The sequence below is a fragment of the Novosphingobium sp. PhB165 genome (assembly GCF_004341845.1).
Classification (GTDB): Bacteria; Pseudomonadota; Alphaproteobacteria; order Sphingomonadales; family Sphingomonadaceae; genus Novosphingobium.
Window position 1 is genome coordinate 134,449 of record NZ_SLVB01000008.1, and the last position, 17,634, is coordinate 152,082.

At 63.5% G+C, this 17,634-nt stretch carries 15 protein-coding genes; 8 read left to right on the forward strand and 7 right to left on the reverse strand.

Annotated elements, in window-relative coordinates:
* Window positions 1–127: 127 nt before the first annotated feature.
* The 4 genes from EDF56_RS20880 to EDF56_RS20895 form a co-directional block, all read right to left on the reverse strand.
* Window positions 128–1,246, reverse strand: a complete 1,119-nt coding sequence (locus tag EDF56_RS20880; protein WP_132391278.1) for an endo-1,4-beta-xylanase — start codon at window positions 1,244–1,246, stop codon at window positions 128–130.
* 17 nt (window positions 1,247–1,263) lie between these two features.
* A complete protein-coding gene (locus tag EDF56_RS20885) occupies window positions 1,264–2,841 on the reverse strand; it encodes an alpha-L-rhamnosidase (RefSeq protein ID WP_132391160.1) in 1,578 nt (525 codons plus the stop codon).
* Between the two features lie 19 nt (window positions 2,842–2,860).
* On the reverse strand, window positions 2,861–4,477 hold the full coding sequence (locus tag EDF56_RS20890; RefSeq protein ID WP_207904823.1) for a glycoside hydrolase 43 family protein: 1,617 nt from the start codon (window positions 4,475–4,477) through the stop codon (window positions 2,861–2,863).
* Window positions 4,478–4,675: 198 nt separating this feature from the next.
* Window positions 4,676–6,160 (reverse strand): altronate dehydratase family protein, encoded by a 1,485-nt coding sequence (locus EDF56_RS20895; protein WP_165912306.1) that lies wholly within the window; start codon window positions 6,158–6,160, stop codon window positions 4,676–4,678.
* A 98-nt stretch (window positions 6,161–6,258) separates the two neighbouring features.
* Here EDF56_RS20895 and uxaC point away from each other — a divergent pair, with 98 nt between their 5' ends.
* Window positions 6,259–7,740 carry a glucuronate isomerase gene (uxaC, locus tag EDF56_RS20900; RefSeq protein WP_132391163.1) on the forward strand — a complete coding sequence of 494 codons (1,482 nt, stop codon included), beginning with the start codon at window positions 6,259–6,261 and terminating at the stop codon, window positions 7,738–7,740.
* Window positions 7,741–7,747: 7 nt separating this feature from the next.
* Window positions 7,748–8,803, forward strand: coding sequence for a LacI family DNA-binding transcriptional regulator (locus EDF56_RS20905; RefSeq protein ID WP_132391165.1), 1,056 nt, complete (start codon window positions 7,748–7,750; stop codon window positions 8,801–8,803).
* 4 nt (window positions 8,804–8,807) lie between these two features.
* On the opposite strand, the gene EDF56_RS20910 is transcribed toward EDF56_RS20905, so the two are convergent.
* Window positions 8,808–10,112 carry a dicarboxylate/amino acid:cation symporter gene (locus tag EDF56_RS20910; protein WP_132391167.1) on the reverse strand — a complete coding sequence of 435 codons (1,305 nt, stop codon included), beginning with the start codon at window positions 10,110–10,112 and terminating at the stop codon, window positions 8,808–8,810.
* A gap of 173 nt (window positions 10,113–10,285) precedes the next feature.
* Window positions 10,286–11,080 (reverse strand): helix-turn-helix transcriptional regulator, encoded by a 795-nt coding sequence (locus EDF56_RS20915; RefSeq protein ID WP_132391169.1) that lies wholly within the window; start codon window positions 11,078–11,080, stop codon window positions 10,286–10,288.
* A 99-nt stretch (window positions 11,081–11,179) separates the two neighbouring features.
* Between EDF56_RS20915 and EDF56_RS20920 the strand changes: the two genes are divergently transcribed.
* Window positions 11,180–12,388 carry an MFS transporter gene (locus EDF56_RS20920; protein WP_132391171.1) on the forward strand — a complete coding sequence of 403 codons (1,209 nt, stop codon included), beginning with the start codon at window positions 11,180–11,182 and terminating at the stop codon, window positions 12,386–12,388.
* A 16-nt stretch (window positions 12,389–12,404) separates the two neighbouring features.
* On the opposite strand, the gene EDF56_RS20925 is transcribed toward EDF56_RS20920, so the two are convergent.
* The gene (locus tag EDF56_RS20925; protein ID WP_132391173.1) at window positions 12,405–12,650 is read right to left on the reverse strand and encodes a hypothetical protein; all 246 of its coding nucleotides are present in this window, start codon (window positions 12,648–12,650) and stop codon (window positions 12,405–12,407) included.
* Between the two features lie 283 nt (window positions 12,651–12,933).
* Between EDF56_RS20925 and EDF56_RS20930 the strand changes: the two genes are divergently transcribed.
* From EDF56_RS20930 to EDF56_RS20950, 5 genes are all read left to right on the forward strand, one after another.
* Window positions 12,934–13,635: a 2'-5' RNA ligase family protein gene (locus tag EDF56_RS20930; protein WP_243652746.1), complete on the forward strand. Its 702-nt coding sequence runs from the start codon at window positions 12,934–12,936 to the stop codon at window positions 13,633–13,635.
* Window positions 13,636–14,219: 584 nt separating this feature from the next.
* A complete protein-coding gene (locus EDF56_RS20935) occupies window positions 14,220–15,353 on the forward strand; it encodes a helix-turn-helix transcriptional regulator (RefSeq protein WP_132391175.1) in 1,134 nt (377 codons plus the stop codon).
* 102 nt (window positions 15,354–15,455) lie between these two features.
* Window positions 15,456–16,367, forward strand: a complete 912-nt coding sequence (locus tag EDF56_RS20940) for a hypothetical protein (RefSeq protein WP_132391177.1) — start codon at window positions 15,456–15,458, stop codon at window positions 16,365–16,367.
* A 76-nt stretch (window positions 16,368–16,443) separates the two neighbouring features.
* Window positions 16,444–16,890, forward strand: a complete 447-nt coding sequence (locus tag EDF56_RS20945) for a hypothetical protein (RefSeq protein WP_132391179.1) — start codon at window positions 16,444–16,446, stop codon at window positions 16,888–16,890.
* 67 nt (window positions 16,891–16,957) lie between these two features.
* The gene (locus EDF56_RS20950; RefSeq protein WP_243652747.1) at window positions 16,958–17,626 is read left to right on the forward strand and encodes a C39 family peptidase; all 669 of its coding nucleotides are present in this window, start codon (window positions 16,958–16,960) and stop codon (window positions 17,624–17,626) included.
* Window positions 17,627–17,634: the final 8 nt, after the last annotated feature.

A 17,634-nucleotide genomic window follows, 5' to 3' on the forward strand; every position in this document is an offset into this window, starting at 1 on the left:
CGCCCTGCACAACAGAAGCGGGATCCCCGCCTTCGCGGGGATGACGAGGTTGATTTGGATCCGTTGTTTGTCGCCGTTTGTCAGTTGAGAAATTTGTCAGCCGCGCAGCGCCTGCCCGTAACCCAGCCTAAGCCTTGCGCCGAACCGGCGCGGCGGCAAAAGCGGCCGCAATCGCGTCATGGAAAGGCTTCGCGCGAAAATCCGCATCATACGGACACGGCCGCTTGGGCAACCCGTCCGGACGCGGGCGCAGACCGTTCAGCCAGCTATAGCGATCGGACAGCCCCCAGCACATCACGGTATCGATCTGCCGATAGGACAACATCAGATCGAGATAGGCCTTGGCATGCGCGGCGACCTCGGCATCGCGCGGACCGATGGCGCCCGGCAGCGGGTTGTCGTGAATGTCCATCTCGGTAATCAGCAGGTCGAAGCCCATGCCTGTCACTTCATCAAGGAAGCGACGCCAGGCGGTCTCGTCCAGCGCGCCGAGCCCGGTGGGCGTGTCGCTATACTTGCTGCCAAGGTGGCTCTGGACGCCCAGCGCGTCGACCGGCGTGCCGCGCTTGCGGAACTCTTCCAGCAGCCGCAACACACCATCGCGGTGCACGCCCTCATCGCTGCGCCAGCCCATGTAGTCGTTGTAGACAAGCTGGGCCTTGGGCGCGGCCTGCCGCGCGGTGTGAAAGGCGATATCCAGCGTCTCGATCGCGCCCAGACGCTGCGACAGCGCGGTTTCCCGAAGCTCGCCGGTTTCGGAATCGACCGCTTCGTTGACGACGTCGAAACTGTCCACGCGCGGCGCATAGCGACCTGCCACGGTGGAAACGTGCTGGGTCAGCAGCCGCTCCGCCTCGGCCTTGGGGTTCGCGCCGTAGTCATGCTTTGACACCCATTCGGGCATCCAGTGCTCGCTGTGCCAAAGCAGTGTGTGCCCGCGCACGCCCATTCCATTGGCCGTCGCCCAGTCCACGATGCGGTCGGCGCCAGTGAAGTCGAAGTGCTCCGCATCGGGCCGGGTCGCCGCCCATTTCATCTCGTTTTCAGGCACGACCAGCGCGCATTGCGCAGCATTAAGCGCGCGATAGCGCGGGTCCGCGAAGTTGTTCTTGCCCACGGTGCTGCCGAACCGAATGCCCTTGGCCGCGCCAAGCGATGCGAGCGAATCCGCCTCTCGCGCGAAGGCGGGCATGGGCAGCGCCATGGCGGCGGCACCGGCGATCAGGGTGCGGCGGCTGAGCTTCATGGCGTCGGGTCCTTGGGTCATAACGATACCTGTTCGTTGGCGCGCAGCGTCAGGCTGCGCGGCTTGCGGCCCGCCAGGCGCAGGCTGATGGTCTGGGGGCGCGGGTCGATGCCCACGAGATGGCGCGGAATGCCCTGCGCGTCGGTGACGAGGCGGGCCGAACCGCCCGAGATCCGGGCCATCGGCGCGCCGTCCAGAGTAAGATCGGCACCGCCCGCGCCGTAAACCATGGCGGCAGTTCGTCCGCCGTCCGTCCGCATCGAAAGGCGGGCATCCTGCGCGGCAGCGTGGCCCGGGCGAACGTTCCAGTGCAGGCCGTCAGCCTCCTCACAGACGCCGACCAGCCGCCAGCTGTAATCGACCATGACCAGCGCGGCCGGGGAATAGCCCGGCGCTTCCTCATGGGTGAACGCGCCCGTGTGCGGGTTCATCTGCTGGCGGAAGGTCATGTCACGCTGGAGCGCATCGCACCACTGGTCCATCATTTCGGTGAACTCGGCAGAGCGGCCGTAATGGTCGAACCACCGGCCCGCCCGCAACGCGGTCAGCGCCTGCGTCGCGCCGCCCCAGCTGTTGGCGGGGAAAGAGCCGACGAAAGCGGGATCGTCCATCGCCACCGAGGTCAGCGGGAACGGCGCCCAGAACGCCTTGGGATTGTGCAACTGCCGCGTCCAGAGCGTGTCAAACAGCGCCTGATCGGGCACATGCTCCCCGCAGACGCGCGACAGGATGTCCGACCGGACGCGGACGAAATCGCCCTTGGCATCCAGATCGTAGAAGGCGGCATCCTCCGGCACGTAGAGTTTCGTGAGGATAAGGCCGCGAATGTGCTCGGCCTGCTCCGCCCAGCGATCCGCGTCCGCCGTCTTGCCCAGCGCGCGCGCCATTTCGGCGAGTGCCTGCCTGCCGCCGAAGACCGTTGCAGAAAGGTCCGGGCAGAGACGCGGCAGAGTGGCGATGGGATGATGCGTGCGCGCATCCTTGTTGGGACACTGGTTGGGCATCCCGGCCCAGCGCGGGCTGTTGTCATGCCCGGTGTCGTAAGTGCAGAAACCCTCCACCAGCCCGGTTCCGCGCGTATTGCGGTATCTCATCAGCCAGCCGTCCCATGCCGAGCAGGCGCGGTAGGCCGCTTCCAGCAGAGCGCCGTCACCCGTCGCACGCGCCAGTTCCCATGCGGTGGCGGCGATGGGCACCACCATCTGGATCTGCCCGAAGCCGGTTTCCGCCAGCTTGTTGTTGGCGGGCAACTGGCCATCGGCGCGCTGCAATTCGAAGAAGGTCATGTGGCTGTTGCGCGCCACGTCCGGGCGGAACTTGCGATAGACCAATGCTTCGTGCGGGCCGCATTCCTGCCAGATGCCCTGATAAACCGCGCCCTCGATCAGCACCGGTTTGCTGACGTAGGGCATCGTCTGGACATTGGCGGCCAGCACGTCGAGCGCCTTGTCATAGGCGGCCTGCCAGCGGGCATTGCCGGTTCGGAAGCTCGGCGCGTCGAAGCGGGGGGCGTTCTCCGCCGTTTCCGCATGCGCGCGAAAAGCCATGCCGGCACCGGCAACGGCCGTGGAGATGAGGAAGGAGCGACGGTCCATGCGGGTCTTTCCAGCTTGATCAGGGTGCGGCGGGCGCGGGATGTTCTACGCGGAACCAATCCACATCGATCGATCCGCCGGGCGCGCCGTGCGTGAAGGTGAACAGTCCGGGCCGCGAGCCCTTCCACCACGAGAACGGCGCCAGAGCGATCGGATCGCCCATCGGCCGGAAAGCGCGCCCGTCGAGGCTGTAGCTATAGCGAACCGTCTGATCCGCACCGACCTCCGCGCGTAATTCCACGGCGGGTGCGGACAGAACCGAACCGGCGGTTTCCACCCCCGCCGATGCGAGTGTCAGGTGGGCCTTTCCGCCCTCTTGCACGACACCGATCCAGCTTGGTTTCACGCCGAACAGGGTCAGGCCCGCGCGCTGGCCGTCGGTCATGTGGTCGATCTCGATCCGCGTGGTGATCCGGCTGGAGGGGCCTTGCAGGATCTGCGTCAGCGTGTTGCGGGCCGTGACGAGATGCTCGGCGGGCAGCGCATTCAATCGCAGGAAACCGCGCCGGGCCGTCAGGCTCCACGCGCCGTCGTCCGGGTTGTGGTTCCATTCCCATTGCGGGCCGAGACGGGGCGCGGAGAACGCGTCCGAATCCTGCAAACGCACATTGGGCGTCCACGATCCGGTATCGGGCGCGGCATGTTCGGAAACCGGCTGTCCGGTCTCCGCGCCGGGCAGGACATCGCCGATCACCGGCCAGTCATCCACCCATTTCAGCGGTTCCAGATAGGTGATGCGGCCAAAGGCGCCCGTGCTGTTGAAATGGACGAACCAGCCCTGCCCCGAAGGCGTCTCCACCCAGCCCCCCTGATGCGGGCCTTCGAGCGCGCTCCTGCCCTGCGCCAGCACGACTTTCGCCTCGTAAGGCCCGCGAATGGACCGCGAGCGCAGCGCCACTTGCGCGCCCTTCGACACACCGCCGAACGGCGCGAGGATATAGTACCAGCCATTGCGCTTGTAGAACTTGGGCCCTTCGAGGATCGGCAGGTTCTGCTTGTCCTCGACGATCACTTCGCCCGTATCCAGCACGCGCTTGCCGTCCGGGCTCATGCGGTGGAGGATCAGCGGCCCGGCGCCGTGGCGCGAATGGACCAGCCAGGCCTGACCGTCATCGTCCCAGAAAGGACAGGGATCTTCCAGCAGGGGCTGGTCGATCACTTTGACCGGCGCGCTCCACGGCCCTTCCGGCTTCGCGGCGGTGGCCATGAAGATGCCTTCGTCCGGGGTGGCCCAGTAGACATAGAACAGGCCGCCGTGATGCCGGATCGAAGGCGCCCAGACGCCGCCCGCGTAGCGCGTGCCGCCTACCGGCTTCGATATGCCGTCGTTCAGCGTGTGCGGCCCCGGCATGTCGTATTCCGGTGCGAACGGCAGGCGCGGCAGGACATGACCGAGGATCGACCAGTGAACAAGATCGCGCGAGTGCAGGATCGGGATCCCGGGCGAGAAATGGAAACTCGACGCCACCAGATAGTAATCGTCCCCCACGCGCAGCACGTCCGGGTCCGAATAGTCGGCATAGAGGATGGGGTTTTGATACGTGGCGCCGGGCGCGGCGGCCGTGACGGACGCTCCGCCCAGCGCGAAGGCGCTCAACAGCATGAGAACAGGCACTTTTCGTGCGATTGAAGCCATCCGCCCCTCCATTGCGGGACGCTCGGGGCGGATGTGACCGCTCCCGTTTCGCCTCCGCCGACCCTCTCTATTTTTCCCGATCATGGTGCGAAGCCAGACCTCGCGCAATGATTTTCGTTAGCGCTACCATTTCACAATCAAATAGGCATGATTTCGCCCTGCCCCGGGACGTTTACGACGCGCTTTCCGCTTAAGTGCCTAAAGCGTGACGCCGCGCTTCCAGATCGCGATATCGCGCTCGCCATTGAGTTCGTTCCGGGCCGGTCGCCCCGAAGCGATGGCGCAGATCGTTTCCATGATCGCCCTCGTCCCCGCCTCGAAACCGTCGTCCAGCACGACGGCCGTGTCGAAATCGATCCATTTCGATTTCCGCTGGGCGAGATCGTGATTGGTGGCGAGCTTGAGCGTCGGCACCGGGCTGCCCAGCGGCGTACCGCGGCCGGTCGAAAACAGCGTCAGCGTCACCCCCGCAGCGGCAAGCGCGGTCGTCGAGACGGCGTCGTTCCCCGGCGCCTCCAGTAAGGTGAGACCACGCTCGGTAATCCGGGCACCATAGCGCAGAACCTTGCTGACGCGGGCGCGGCCGCCCTTCTGCACCGCACCGAGCGATTTCTCTTCCAGCGTGGTGATCCCGCCCGCGACATTGCCGGGGCTGGGATTTTCGGAAATCGGTTCCCCATGCGCGATGAAGTAGCGCTTGAAGTCGTTCACGACCTCAACGATGTCCTCGAACACCTCGCGGTTGACGGCGCGGCGCATGAGCAGACGTTCCGCTCCGAAAATTTCAGGTATCTCGGTGAGCACCGCATAGCCGCCGGCCTGCGTCACAAGGTCGGCGGCCCGGCCGATGAGGGGGTTGGCGGTCAGGCCGCTCAAGCCGTCGGATCCGCCGCACTTCAGCCCAAGGCGAAGCTCGGAAATATCGACCGGTTCGCGGCGATCCTGCCCTGCCATCGCGACGAGGTCGGCGATTGCCGCATGGGCATCCTCGTACTCGTCCTCGCTCAACTGCGCGCCGACGCTGCGCACGCGCTCGCGGCGTTCGGCGGGGATACGCTCCAGCAAGGCGGCAAGCTGGTTTTCCTCGCAGCCCAGCCCGAGCAGCAACACGCCGCCCGCGTTCGGATTGCAGGCCAGCGAAGCCAGCAACTGGGCCGTCGCGCCCAGATCGTCACCCAATTGCGAACATCCCAGCGGATGGGGAAAGGCGACGACGCTGTCGACCTCACCGGCATGACGGTCATTCGCTTCACGGGCTATCCGCTCGGCGGTTCGGGCCACGCAGCCGACGGTCGGGATCACCCAGATTTCATTGCGCGTGCCCACGGAACCGTCCGCGCGGCGATAGCCGTCGAACTGCCACGTGTCCGCAGGCGGCGCCGACAGACCACCCTCGTCCGGGACGTAAGAGTACGGCTCTTCGGCAACCAGATTCGTGGAGATATTGTGGCTGTGGACATGCGCGCCGACGGGAATGTCCTGCGTGGCGGTCCCGATCGGCCAGCCGTAACGGCATACCAGCGCGCCCGCCGTGATCGGCTCGATGGCGAACTTGTGACCACGCTCGATCGGTTCGACCACCGTGACCCGGCCATTGGCAAGATCGATGGACTCGCCTGCGTCAAGCTGCCGCAAGGCTACCGCCACCTGGTCCTGCGGATCGATCTGGATGGCGGCGGGGATGTCCAAAATGCTCTCCTGACAAAACTCGTTACACTCTCTCGATTGCCCCGCGTTAACACTTGTGCCATCGCTGGCACAACATTTTTTGGGGACCGCCCTTGCCTAAATTGTCGCTTGACCCGAACCGCCTGTTTCCGGCTGAAGCCGCCACCCGTTCCGTGGCGCGCGAGCTGTATGATTCCATTGCGGGACTTCCGATCATCAGCCCACACGGCCATACCGATCCGGCCTGGTTTGCAACCAACCAGCCATGGGAAGACGCGACTTCGCTCCTGCTGGCGCCGGATCACTATCTCTACCGGATGCTCTACAGTCAGGGCATCAGCATGGAGTCGCTTTGCGTTCCCGCCCATGGCGAGACCAGCCCGGCGGACCGGCGCGAGGCATGGCGGATATTCGCCGGCAACCAGCATCTTTTCCGGGGCACGCCCTCGCGCCTGTGGCTGGATCATGTCTTTTCCGAAGTGTTCGGCTTCGAGGATGAGCTTTCCGCCGCCACTGCCGACTTCTATTTCGACCGGATAGGCGAACTGCTCGGCCAGCCCGCCTATCGGCCCCGCGCGCTGTTCGAACGCTTCAATATCGAACTCATCGCGACGACCGAGGGCGCGCACGAAGACCTCGTGCATCACCGCGCGATCCGGGAATCGGGCTGGAGCGGCCGCGTCGTCACTGCCTATCGGCCCGACGCCGTCGTCGATCCCGAGCATGAGGATTTCAAGGAAGCCCTCACCGCGTTCGGAGAGCTTTCCGGCGAGGACGTGTGGACCTGGCAGGGCTACCTGAAAGGCCATCGCGCCCGCCGGGCGAACTTCATTTCCATGGGCGCGACCTCGACCGACCACGGCCACCCTACCGCCCGGACAGCCAATCTCTCGGCGCAAGAGAGCGAAGCGCTTTTCAATAAAGTCATGCGCGGCAGTGTCTCGTCCGAGGAAGCCGAACTGTTCCGCGCCCAGATGCTCACCGAAATGGCAGCGATGAGCATCGAGGACGGCCTCGTGATGCAGATCCATCCGGGCGCCTGCCGCAACCACAACAAGTGGCTGCACCGGGAATTCGGGCGCGACAAGGGCGCCGACATCCCGATGCGGACGGACTACGTCTCGAGCCTGCAACCGCTGCTGGACCGCTTCGGCAATTCACGGGACCTTTCGATCATCCTGTTCACGCTGGACGAGTCGACTTACGCCCGCGAACTGGCGCCGCTGGCAGGCCATTACCCGTGCCTGAAGCTCGGCCCGGCTTGGTGGTTCCACGACTCGCCCGAGGGCATGATGCGGTTCCGCCAGATGACCACCGAAACAGCCGGATTCTACAACACGGTCGGCTTCAACGACGATACCCGGGCCTTCCTCTCCATCCCGGCCCGGCACGATGTCGCCCGCCGCGTGGACTGTGCTTTCCTCGCAAGGCTCGTCGTCGAGGGCCGTCTGAAACAATGGGAAGCGGGCGAACTGGCCGTCGACCTGACCTACAATCTCGCCAAGCAGGCCTACAAGCTGGATGGTCCGCTGAAAAAGCCGACCGATCAATCGCTTGGAAAAGTCGTCGCGTCGGAATCGCGTGTCACGGTATAGCCGGAGCATGGAAGTTTCGGAACGGGGCGCGTCAGGCAACGAGCCCACTATCGCTGATGTGGCCGAGGCCGCGAAAACGTCGATCAGGACGGTTTCGCGGGTGCTGAACGATTCGCCCAAAGTGAACGAGGAGACCCGCGAGCGGGTCAAACGGGCCATTGCCCTGCTCAATTTCCGGCCAAGCCCGCGCGCGCGGGCCTTGGCCATGGGCAGGTCGCTGCTGATCGGCATGCTTCACAATGACCGTAATGCCCTCGTTCTGGACACCGTCCAGCGGGGTATCGGCGGTGAGGCAACGCGGCGCGGATACGAACTGATCACCCACTCGGTCGATCTTGGCGGCGACGAAGCGATTGCGGACGTTCTGGCTTTCGCGCGCCGCACCCGCATCGATGGCCTCGTCGTGCTTCCGCCCGTTTCCGGGATCATCGGCCTGCCGGAAGCACTGAAGGCCGAGAACATCCACGCCGTCGCCGTTTCCGCCGTTCATCTGGACGGCTACCCGGCGGTGGTCCTTTCTCACGAACGCAAGGCCGCCGGCGATGTGGCGAAATACCTGATCGAGCTGGGGCACGATAATATCGCGCTCATCAATGGTCCGCAGGACATGATCTCGGCCCGGGAACGCCGGTCCGGCTTCCTTGAAGCGCTGGATGCATCCGGGATCACTCCGGCCATGGAGGTCGAAGGCGATTACACGCTCGCATCGGGCCGCGCGGCTGCCGAGGAAATTCTCTCCCGCACCTCGCTTCCGACGGCGGTTTTCGCCGCCAACGATATCATGGCGGCGGGCGTTCTGAAGATTGCCGCCGAAAAGGGAATTCGCGTTCCGGACGACTTGTCCGTGGTCGGTTTCGACGGCAGCGTCCTTGCCGAAATGCTGATCCCCAGCCTCTCGACCGTCTCGCGTCCCTTCGGAAAAATGGCGGAACTGGCGACCAGCCACTTGCTGAACCTGATCGAGGGCAAGCCGCTCAAGACGGACAGTCCGCCGCTCGGCCTGACACTCCTTCCTTCACGATCCAGCGGCCCGGCGACACCGAAGCGGCATTCGGAAAAGTAACGATTCACGCCGCCGACAGCGTGTCCGGATCACCCGCCGCCGCCTGATCGAGCAGCCCTTCCCGCTTGGCGACGACCGTTGCCACGAGCACTTGTCCCGCCACGTTCACGGCGGTTCGCCCCATGTCGATGATGGGATCGATCGCCAGCAAGAGACCGGCACCTTCCAGCGGTAGCCCAAGCGTCGTAAGCGTAAGCGTGAGCATCACGACCGCGCCGGTCAGGCCCGCAGTGGCCGCCGATCCAAGGACGGAAACGAAGACGATCAGCACGTAATCGAGAAGATGCAGGGGAATGCCGTAGAAATTCGCGACGAAAATCGCCGCCAGCGCGGGGTAGATCGAAGCGCACCCGTCCATCTTGGTCGTCGCGGCCAAAGGCACGGCAAATGCGGCATATCCCTTTTCGACGCCCATTCGTTCGACCACCAGTTCGGTAACCGGCAACGTTCCGACCGACGAGCGCGATACGAAGCCAAGCTGGATCGCCGGCCATGCTTTCGCGAAGAAGGAAAGCGGCGACAGCCCGTTGAGCAGAAGCAGTACGGGGTAGACGACCAACAGCACGATACCGAGGCCGAGATAGGTCGCGGCGGCAAAACTCCCGAGCTGGTGCAGCATGTCCCAGCCGTAAGTCGCGACGGCCGTACCGATGAGCGCCGCCGAGCCGATCGGCGTCAGTTTGATGATCCAGCCCAGGATCGTGCGCATTACCGCCAGAAACGAGCGTATGACGGCCAGAAACGGCTCCGCCTTTTCTCCGAGACTCAGCGTCGCGAACCCGATTGCCAGCGAAATGACGACGATCTGAAGGGTGTTGAACGAAATCGCGGTGCTTGGGGCGCCGCTCTCACCGATCTTGGTGTTGGCACTCAGCCCAAGGCTGTTCGCCGGGACCAGTCCTTTCAGGAAATCCAGCCAGGTCCCGACGTTTGCGGGCCGGTGGCTCGCCAGTGACCCGGCATCCACGCCCACTCCCGGCTGGACGATGATGCCGACGGCGATGCCGATCGATACCGCGATAAGCGCCGTGATCGCGAACCAGAGAAGCGTCTGCCCCGCCAGCCGGGCGGCGTTTTCAAGCCTGCGCAAGTTCGCGATCGACGTGACGATGGCAGCGAAGATCAGCGGCGGCACGGTCGCACTCAGAAGCCCGACGAAAGTCGATCCGGTCGTCTTCAGCGCGACGGCAAGCCCGTTGAGTTCACCCCCGGCCCCGGTCCCCAGCGCGCGTGCCAAAAAGCCGAGCGCGCCGCCGGCAAGCATACCCACGAGCACCTGGAATCCGAAGCTTCGATAATTGATCGTCATTCATTCCACCCGGCACGGATCGGCCACGCCATCTAATCTCAACTGAATTACTAGACAATATGAGGCCACGGCGGACAAGCAAATTTTTCTACGCCTCCCGATACCGGCCCACGGCGCAGGGCATGCCGGAAAGGCAATCTGCCTCCCGTTCGCCCCCGTGAAAATGCGGCGGCCTAGGCCTCGGTCATTTCACCGATCAGACCGTTCGGATGGTAGTGGCTCGGCGCCACGCCCACGCGCCGCTTGAACATGGTGGTGAAGGCCGAAGCGCTGTCGTAGCCAAGGTCGAAGGCAATGGTGGTGACCCCTTCCCCTGCCGCGAGCCGGGGCAAAGCCACAAGTATACACGCCTGCTGGCGCCACGCTCCCAGACTGAGCCCGGTTTCCTTGCGGAACATGCGCGTAAAGGCCCGGCGGCCGATGCCCAGATCGTCCGCCCACTCGTCAATCGTATCGTGCGGCGTGGGGCGTTCGAGGAAAGCCTGACACTTGCGCGCAATGGCCGCCGTTCTGGGAAACGGCACCGCGAGCGGCACGGTGGGCGCGATCGCAAGTTCGGCCATCAACAGCGCCATCAGCTTCCCGTCACGGCTCTCGACGTCATATTCCGGCTCGATTTCGCACGCCGCAGCGAGAAGACTGCCCAGCAGCGGCGACACCTGGATGACCTTGTTGCGATCACCCAGCGAACCTTCCGCATCAGGCTCGATCAGCACGCTGCGCGTGCTCACCGCGCCGACCATCTTTACCGAGTGCGGGCATCCGGCGGGCGTCCAGACCGCACGCTCGGGCGGTGCCACCCATGCGCCGTGCGGCGTGCTGACAACGACCACGCCCCGCGCCGCATAGATCAACTGGCCGCGCCGGTGTTCGTGCCAATCCAGTTCGAAAGCAGGCGGATATTCGTTACCGATCCCGACAATCGGCCGCGGGATGTGTTCTACCGAAGCTGGATCCTTGATCGGCAATCTTGATGTCCCACTCGCGAAAGTGAAAGACCCATATAGGAATGCGGGCCACTTGTGCAGAGGTTACGGGACATCAACCGACAACAAGAAGACACACGTATGAGCACGTCTGCAGCCGCCCCACGATCCGACGCACCGGAGATCACGGTCTTCAGCGTCATTCTCGCGATCAGTTTCTGCCACCTGCTCAACGACATGATGCAGTCTCTGCTGCCGGCCATCTATCCCAATCTGAAGACGGAACTTCATCTGTCGTTCTCGCAGATCGGGCTCGTAACGCTGGCCTATCAGATCACCGCGTCAATTCTTCAGCCTCTCGTCGGCTTCTACGCGGACAAGCGCCCGACTCCGAATGCGCTGCCCGGCGGAACCCTGTTCTCGCTGGCGGGGCTGATGATCCTCTCGGCCGCGCACACTTACTGGCTGCTGCTGGTCGGCGCCTCGATGCTGGGCATGGGATCTTCGGTTTTCCATCCGGAATCGTCGCGCGTGGCGCGCATGGCGGCGGGCGGGCGGCACGGCCTGGCGCAATCGCTGTTCCAGGTTGGCGGCAACGCCGGGCAGGCGCTTGGCCCGCTCGCAGCCGCGCTTGTTGTGGTCCGCTTTGGCCAGTCGAGCCTTGCGTTCTTCGCGCTGCTCGCGCTGCTGTCCTGTGCCATCCTGTGGAATGTCGGGCAGTGGTACAAGAACCACGGCCTTGCGCTTATCGTGTCGGGCCAGAAGAAGTCGATGGCCATGCCCGCGCTGCCGCGCAAGAAGGCCCTCGGCGGCATCGCCGTGCTCTTGGCCATGATCTTCTCAAAGTACGTCTATCTGGCCAGCCTCACCAGCTACTTCACTTTCTATCTGATCCATCGCTTTGGCGTCTCGGTGGAAACGGCGCAATTCCACCTCTTTGCCTTCCTCGCCGCCGTCGCTGTTGGCACCGTCGTGGGCGGTCCGCTGGGGGACAAGTTCGGCCGCAAATACGTGATCTGGTTCTCGATCCTGGGCGCCTTGCCGTTCACGCTGCTGCTGCCGCATGCCAACCTGTTCTGGACCGGCCCGCTGACGGTGGCGATCGGCCTCATCCTCGCCTCCGCGTTCCCCGCGATCGTGGTGTTCGCGCAGGAGCTGGTGCCCGGCAAGATCGGCATGATCTCCGGGCTGTTCTTCGGCTTTTCGTTTGGCATGGGCGGCCTTGGCGCGGCGGTGCTCGGCGCGGTTGCCGACCGGGCGGGCATCGAGACGGTCTACGCGATCTGCGCCTATCTGCCGGCTATCGGCCTGCTCGCAGTCCTGCTTCCCGATCCGAAAAAGGGTAACTGAGCGCGGCCGGTAAGGCTCAGAAAGCGAAGGAGAGTTGATCGGGATGCGCCGAGCGCCGCCGCGATCCCCGCTCGCGCACGTTATCCTGATCGACCGTGCCGAAGATGACCTTGATCATGTTCAATGCCCGCGCGTTGACCTTGCTCGATGCCTCGAGGCGCCGCACCGCGCGCGCCGGGTCGCGGTAGCCGATCGCCTTGCCCAACTCTATCTCGGACAGACCGCGATTCTTGCGGGCTACTGCCAGTTCGGCCCCGGTCATGAGGAAACTCCGTGGATATCTCGCAATGCGGCAGCGACCGGTCGAAAAACCTGAAGCCGTGCCAGAGAATGGCGCGTTTAAGCCATTTTATCGCGGGAATTCCAGATGGGAACACCTCGCTATCCACTGCCTTTCCCCAACTTGTCGACAGGTGCAGCCGCAGCAGGTGGGGGACGCAGCTTTATTGCCGAACCGGCCGCTGCCGCTGTCAGATTACGATTGCCAGTAGGCTCACGGGCCACCTATTGCCCTGATTCATTGACTCGTTTGCCGGGAAATCACCATGATGCCGCGCTATTTCATCCCGGCCCTCGCCTTCATCCCGACCCTCGCCGCCACCATGGCCGTCGCGCTGCCCGCCCGGGCTCAGGATGCCGTGAGCATCGACATCTACGCCATCCCTTCCAGACCGGTTGTCGAGGCCGTGGCAGCGGCCAGCAAGGATCTTGCGAAACGCGGCATGACGACTTTCTACGCGCAAGGTCATGCGGTGCATGCCACCCTGTACCTTACCCAGTATCCGGCCAGTGCCGAGCCGCAACTGGAAGCCGCGATTGCCAAAGTCGTGAAGGATTACAAGTCCTTCCCCCTGATCCTCGACGGTAAGGAGCGCACCGCATCCAACTGGCTGTTCCTGCGCGTCAAGTGGAGCCCCGCCTTGCAAAGACTGGCGGATTTGGTGACCTTGGCGGCCGAACCCTATCGCGATCACAACGTCTCCCCGCCCGGCTGGATGAGCCAGTATCCGGCCAAGCTTCCCGCCTTTGAACGCTACGGCTCGCCCAACGTGTTCATGCAGTTCGATCCGCACCTGACATTGCTCGCGAACGAGACCAATCCCGGGCTGGCGGCATTCATGGCGGAGACGGACAAGACCCAGCCGCAAACGGTGGGAGAGGTCGAAGGCGTCGGAATCGGCCTTGTCGACACCAATGGTCAGGTCGTGAAAACCCTCGCCGAGTTCCGCTTCTCCGGCCATGCCTGAAGCGCCGAACGGCTCGTCGTCCGCGCAAAATGCGACGAGGCGATTGTCAGCCGGATAGCTCCGAAATCTCCTTGTAAACCAAGCCCTCCAGTGCGGTTTACCACATCGACGCGCGTATAATCGACACGCCTTGCGCTCCCATCGCAAACGGGGGCCCGGACGCCATCTGTCCCGAAATCCACCTCGCTCGGGCATCATCGGCGCAAGGCGAAAAGTGGCGGATTTCCGAGCCTTTTACGGCCCTCTGGCCCCGCCGAAGCCAAACCTCAAGACTCCTCCCGCAAACTGCCGATCCGCCCCCATTCCGACTTTTGACTACTCATTTTCCACCATGTCAAATTTGGGTGACTGAGATTAGGGAGGATTAATGCTCAATAGGTATTTTCCTTAACATGGACTCAAATAGCGCTAGATTGATGAACATCGGTAGTGACAATATGGAAAACAGTCCAAGAAATTGGCAAAAGTCCGGTGGAGAAGATTTGTCCTGTCTGCGCAACTTCGACTGTTGTGAACGCAATAGTCGCAGCATTCATCATGCGCGGGAGCCTTCTTTTCCTGAGGGAGTCGGAAGGAAATAGGCCGTGGCGCGATCCTCGACGACGCAGTGGGACCAATTGGCCCTGAACAGCCTGTTCGACTTGGTTATCCGGCATGTCGACTGCCCCATGGCGGTATTGACGCAGCATAAAGCCGATAGCGAACTTCCTGAAGTCATTGCCATTTCCCACATGGCAGACAGCCTTGCACATGGGATCGCCCATTCGATCCAGCAGGCCGCCGCCTATGACGATTGGCGGTCCGAATCCACCACACTGCGATGCGGGCATTTTGACATCGAGAATGTGCATTTGCCGGATCGCGTCCGGAGTGCCCGCAGAATCACGTTCTCCTGTCCGGTTGACTCGGCCTCGTTCCTCGCCCTTTCGGTCTGCCGCTTCGACACCGACGAGTGGGCGATGCGGGCCCTGGCCGCGCAGGGAATTCACAGCTGGGTGGAGGCTTATCTCCGACTTTTCTGGGAAGCGAAACTGCATCGCGGCCGCGCGGCGGCGCTGGCGGAAGGGCTCGATCTGTTTGATTTCGGGACCTTTCTTCTGGACGCGGACGGCAACATCATTTTCGCCAATGTTCGAGCGTTGCATTTCCTGGAACTGGGCAATGGCCTGCGCCGGGCCGGGCAGTCGGTCACGGCCACCGATTTCGACAACGCGGTGCGATTGCAGACAGCGATCCACCACCTCGCCCACGGCCAGCACAGCGCCGCAACCGAGATCGACGGAACGTCGCTGATACTCATCCAGCGCGTGAACGCCCGGCCGCTTGTCGCCGTCGTGGCGCGGTTGCCCGATGCGTCACCTGCGCATGGCAGTGCGGCCATCGCCCTTTATGTCCTTGATCCCGATGTCGATGCCCGGCCGCTTGCGACGGCGCTGTGCCGCGCCCATGGCCTGACGATTTCGGAAACCGAACTGGTCATGCGCCTCGTCAAAGGGCTGACCATCGACGCTGCCGCGCGTGAAATGCACATCCAGCCGCAAACCGCGCGCGCCTACCTGAAACAGATTTTCGCCAAGACCGATACCCACCGCCAGACCGACCTCGTGCGGATGATCCTTCGCGGCGTGGTTCATATCAGGCCGTTTGCCGCTCCCCCCTCAAATGGGGGTACGGATTTCGCTCATTTGAGGGCAGGGCAAACACCTGTCTGGGGCTAAGCCGCCCAATCGCTTCGAGTTATATCGCCGAACTGCGGCGTCTTGCGGAAAAGGTGTCGTCTTGGAGGCTCTGAGCAGCCGTTTAACGCGAGAGGAATAGCCATGAGATATGCTCTGTTATTGACTGCCTCGGTCGGCGCATTCGCCTTGGTTGCGGGCCCTGCGCTTGCACAAACAGCCGGTAGCGGCGGCAGCCTTGCCGATGCCACCCGTAATTCGACGGCAACGTCCACCGACAGTTCGACGAACACCTCCACGAACACCTCCACCCCCACCGACAATTCGAATTCCAGCAATTCGGCCGGCCTCGGTTCAGCCAACAACGGTGGCACTTCCGCGGTAACGACGGACGTCAATGCCACCGGCGCCGCCAGCGATTCCAGCGGCCCTGGCTCCGCCAACAATGGCGGCACTTCCGCAGTGACGACGGACTCGCACGACGAGAGCAACCAAAGCGACTCCAGTGGCGCGAACTCCGCCAATAACGGCGGCACGTCCAATCTGGCCCTCGATTCCCATGACGAAAGCAACAGCAGCGATTCGAGTGGGCTTGGTTCGGCCAACAACGGTGGCACGGCCAGTCTGGCGGTAAATGCTTCGGGCGCGGGCAGTGACTCCAGCGGCGTCGGCTCTGCCAACAATGGCGGTACTTCGACGAGCACTTACACGACCCAGACCACCTATTCGTCGCTTGCAGGTACTGTGACCGGCGGCGAAGTCACCTTCTGGCAGCCTTCCGAAGGCGGCTCGGGCGGCGGCCGCGGCGATGGCGGCAATGCAAACGCCGGCAGCCGTGGCGGCGGTGACGGTGGCACCGGCGGTGCCGGCGGCACTGGTGGTGCAGGTGGTGCTGGCGGATCGCCGGTCATGACCTGGAACGCCACGTTCGATAACGGCGCGTTCTCGAACTTTGCCGGTCTGAACGCGATGAACGTCAATACCGGCGTGTTCGCATCGCAAAATGCCAGCATCAATGTGGGCGCGACCATCGGTACGCTCTCCTTGGGCCAGTAGGCCGTGAATGAGGGACCGGCCGCCCGCTGGGCGGCCGGTATCTCTCGGTGCAGTTCCACGCGAAGGAGATGCTCTCTTGTCCCGCTCTCACATTCTCCTTGCCGGAGTCTTCGTACCCGGCCTGCTTCATGCTGCACCCGCATTTGCTTCTGACGATCCCGGCCAGCCGAACGCGGCGGCGCCGGATACCCCGATCGCGCAGCTGAACGCGGCCCCCGATCTCACCTTGCCGGAACCGAAGATCGGAACCGACGCACCCTTTGGCTCCGCCACTGTCGTCGATGAGGCCAAGCTGGCCGACATCACGGGCATGGCCGACGTCAAGGTCCAGGAGCAGACGGCAAACGCGAACAACATCAGCACGATTTCCGGGAATATCATCAACGGTGATCCCACCACCGGCACAATATCATTCGACGGCGGAGCATTCGGCGCCTTCAACGGGCTGGCGCTGATCAACACGAACACGGGCAACAACGTGTCCATCAACTCCGCGATGAATGTTAATGTCGCGATTCAGTAACGAGGCCAAAAGCGGGGCCAATAACGGAATCAGTCGCGGCGCGGCCTGCCTAGTGATGGCAACCGGCATGCTGCTGACGGCCTGTGCCAGTCATCCGATACCTCCAACCGGTTCCACCCTCAGCCTTGCCGCGGGCGACTATGCGTTGCCGGTCAAGAGCATGGCCGAACGCCGCTTTCTGACAGTGGTGCGCCAACGGTACGATTTCAGCTGCGGATCGGCGGCGCTCGCGACCCTGCTGCGATACCACTATGGCGACCTTCAGAACGAGCAGAGCATCTTCGTGGGCATGTGGAACGAAGGGGACCGTGAACAGATCAAGCGCCTGGGCTTTTCCCTGCTGGACATGAAGCGCTACCTCAACGCGCGCGGTATCAAGGCGAACGGCTATGTCGTGACCTTGGCCGACATCCAGCGGACGCAAGTGCCCGGCATCGCGCTGATCAATCTAAAGGGTTACAAGCATTTCGTCGTGGTGAAGGGCGTGGAGGACGGCAAAGTCCTGATCGGCGATCCTTCGCTGGGCATCCGCCTGATCGACGCGAAGCAATTCAGTTCGATGTGGAACGGCATCCTGTTCGCGCTCGCCGATGGGCTGGAGCGCGGCAAGAGCAGCTTTGGCCGCAAGGAGGAATGGGCTCTCGCCCCGCGAAGCCGGGTGACGGAGATGATGGAGCCTGCCAGCCTGCAGGCCCTCGAACTCACCCGCGCCCAGCCCTATCCGTTCGTGATGTAGGAGGTGGC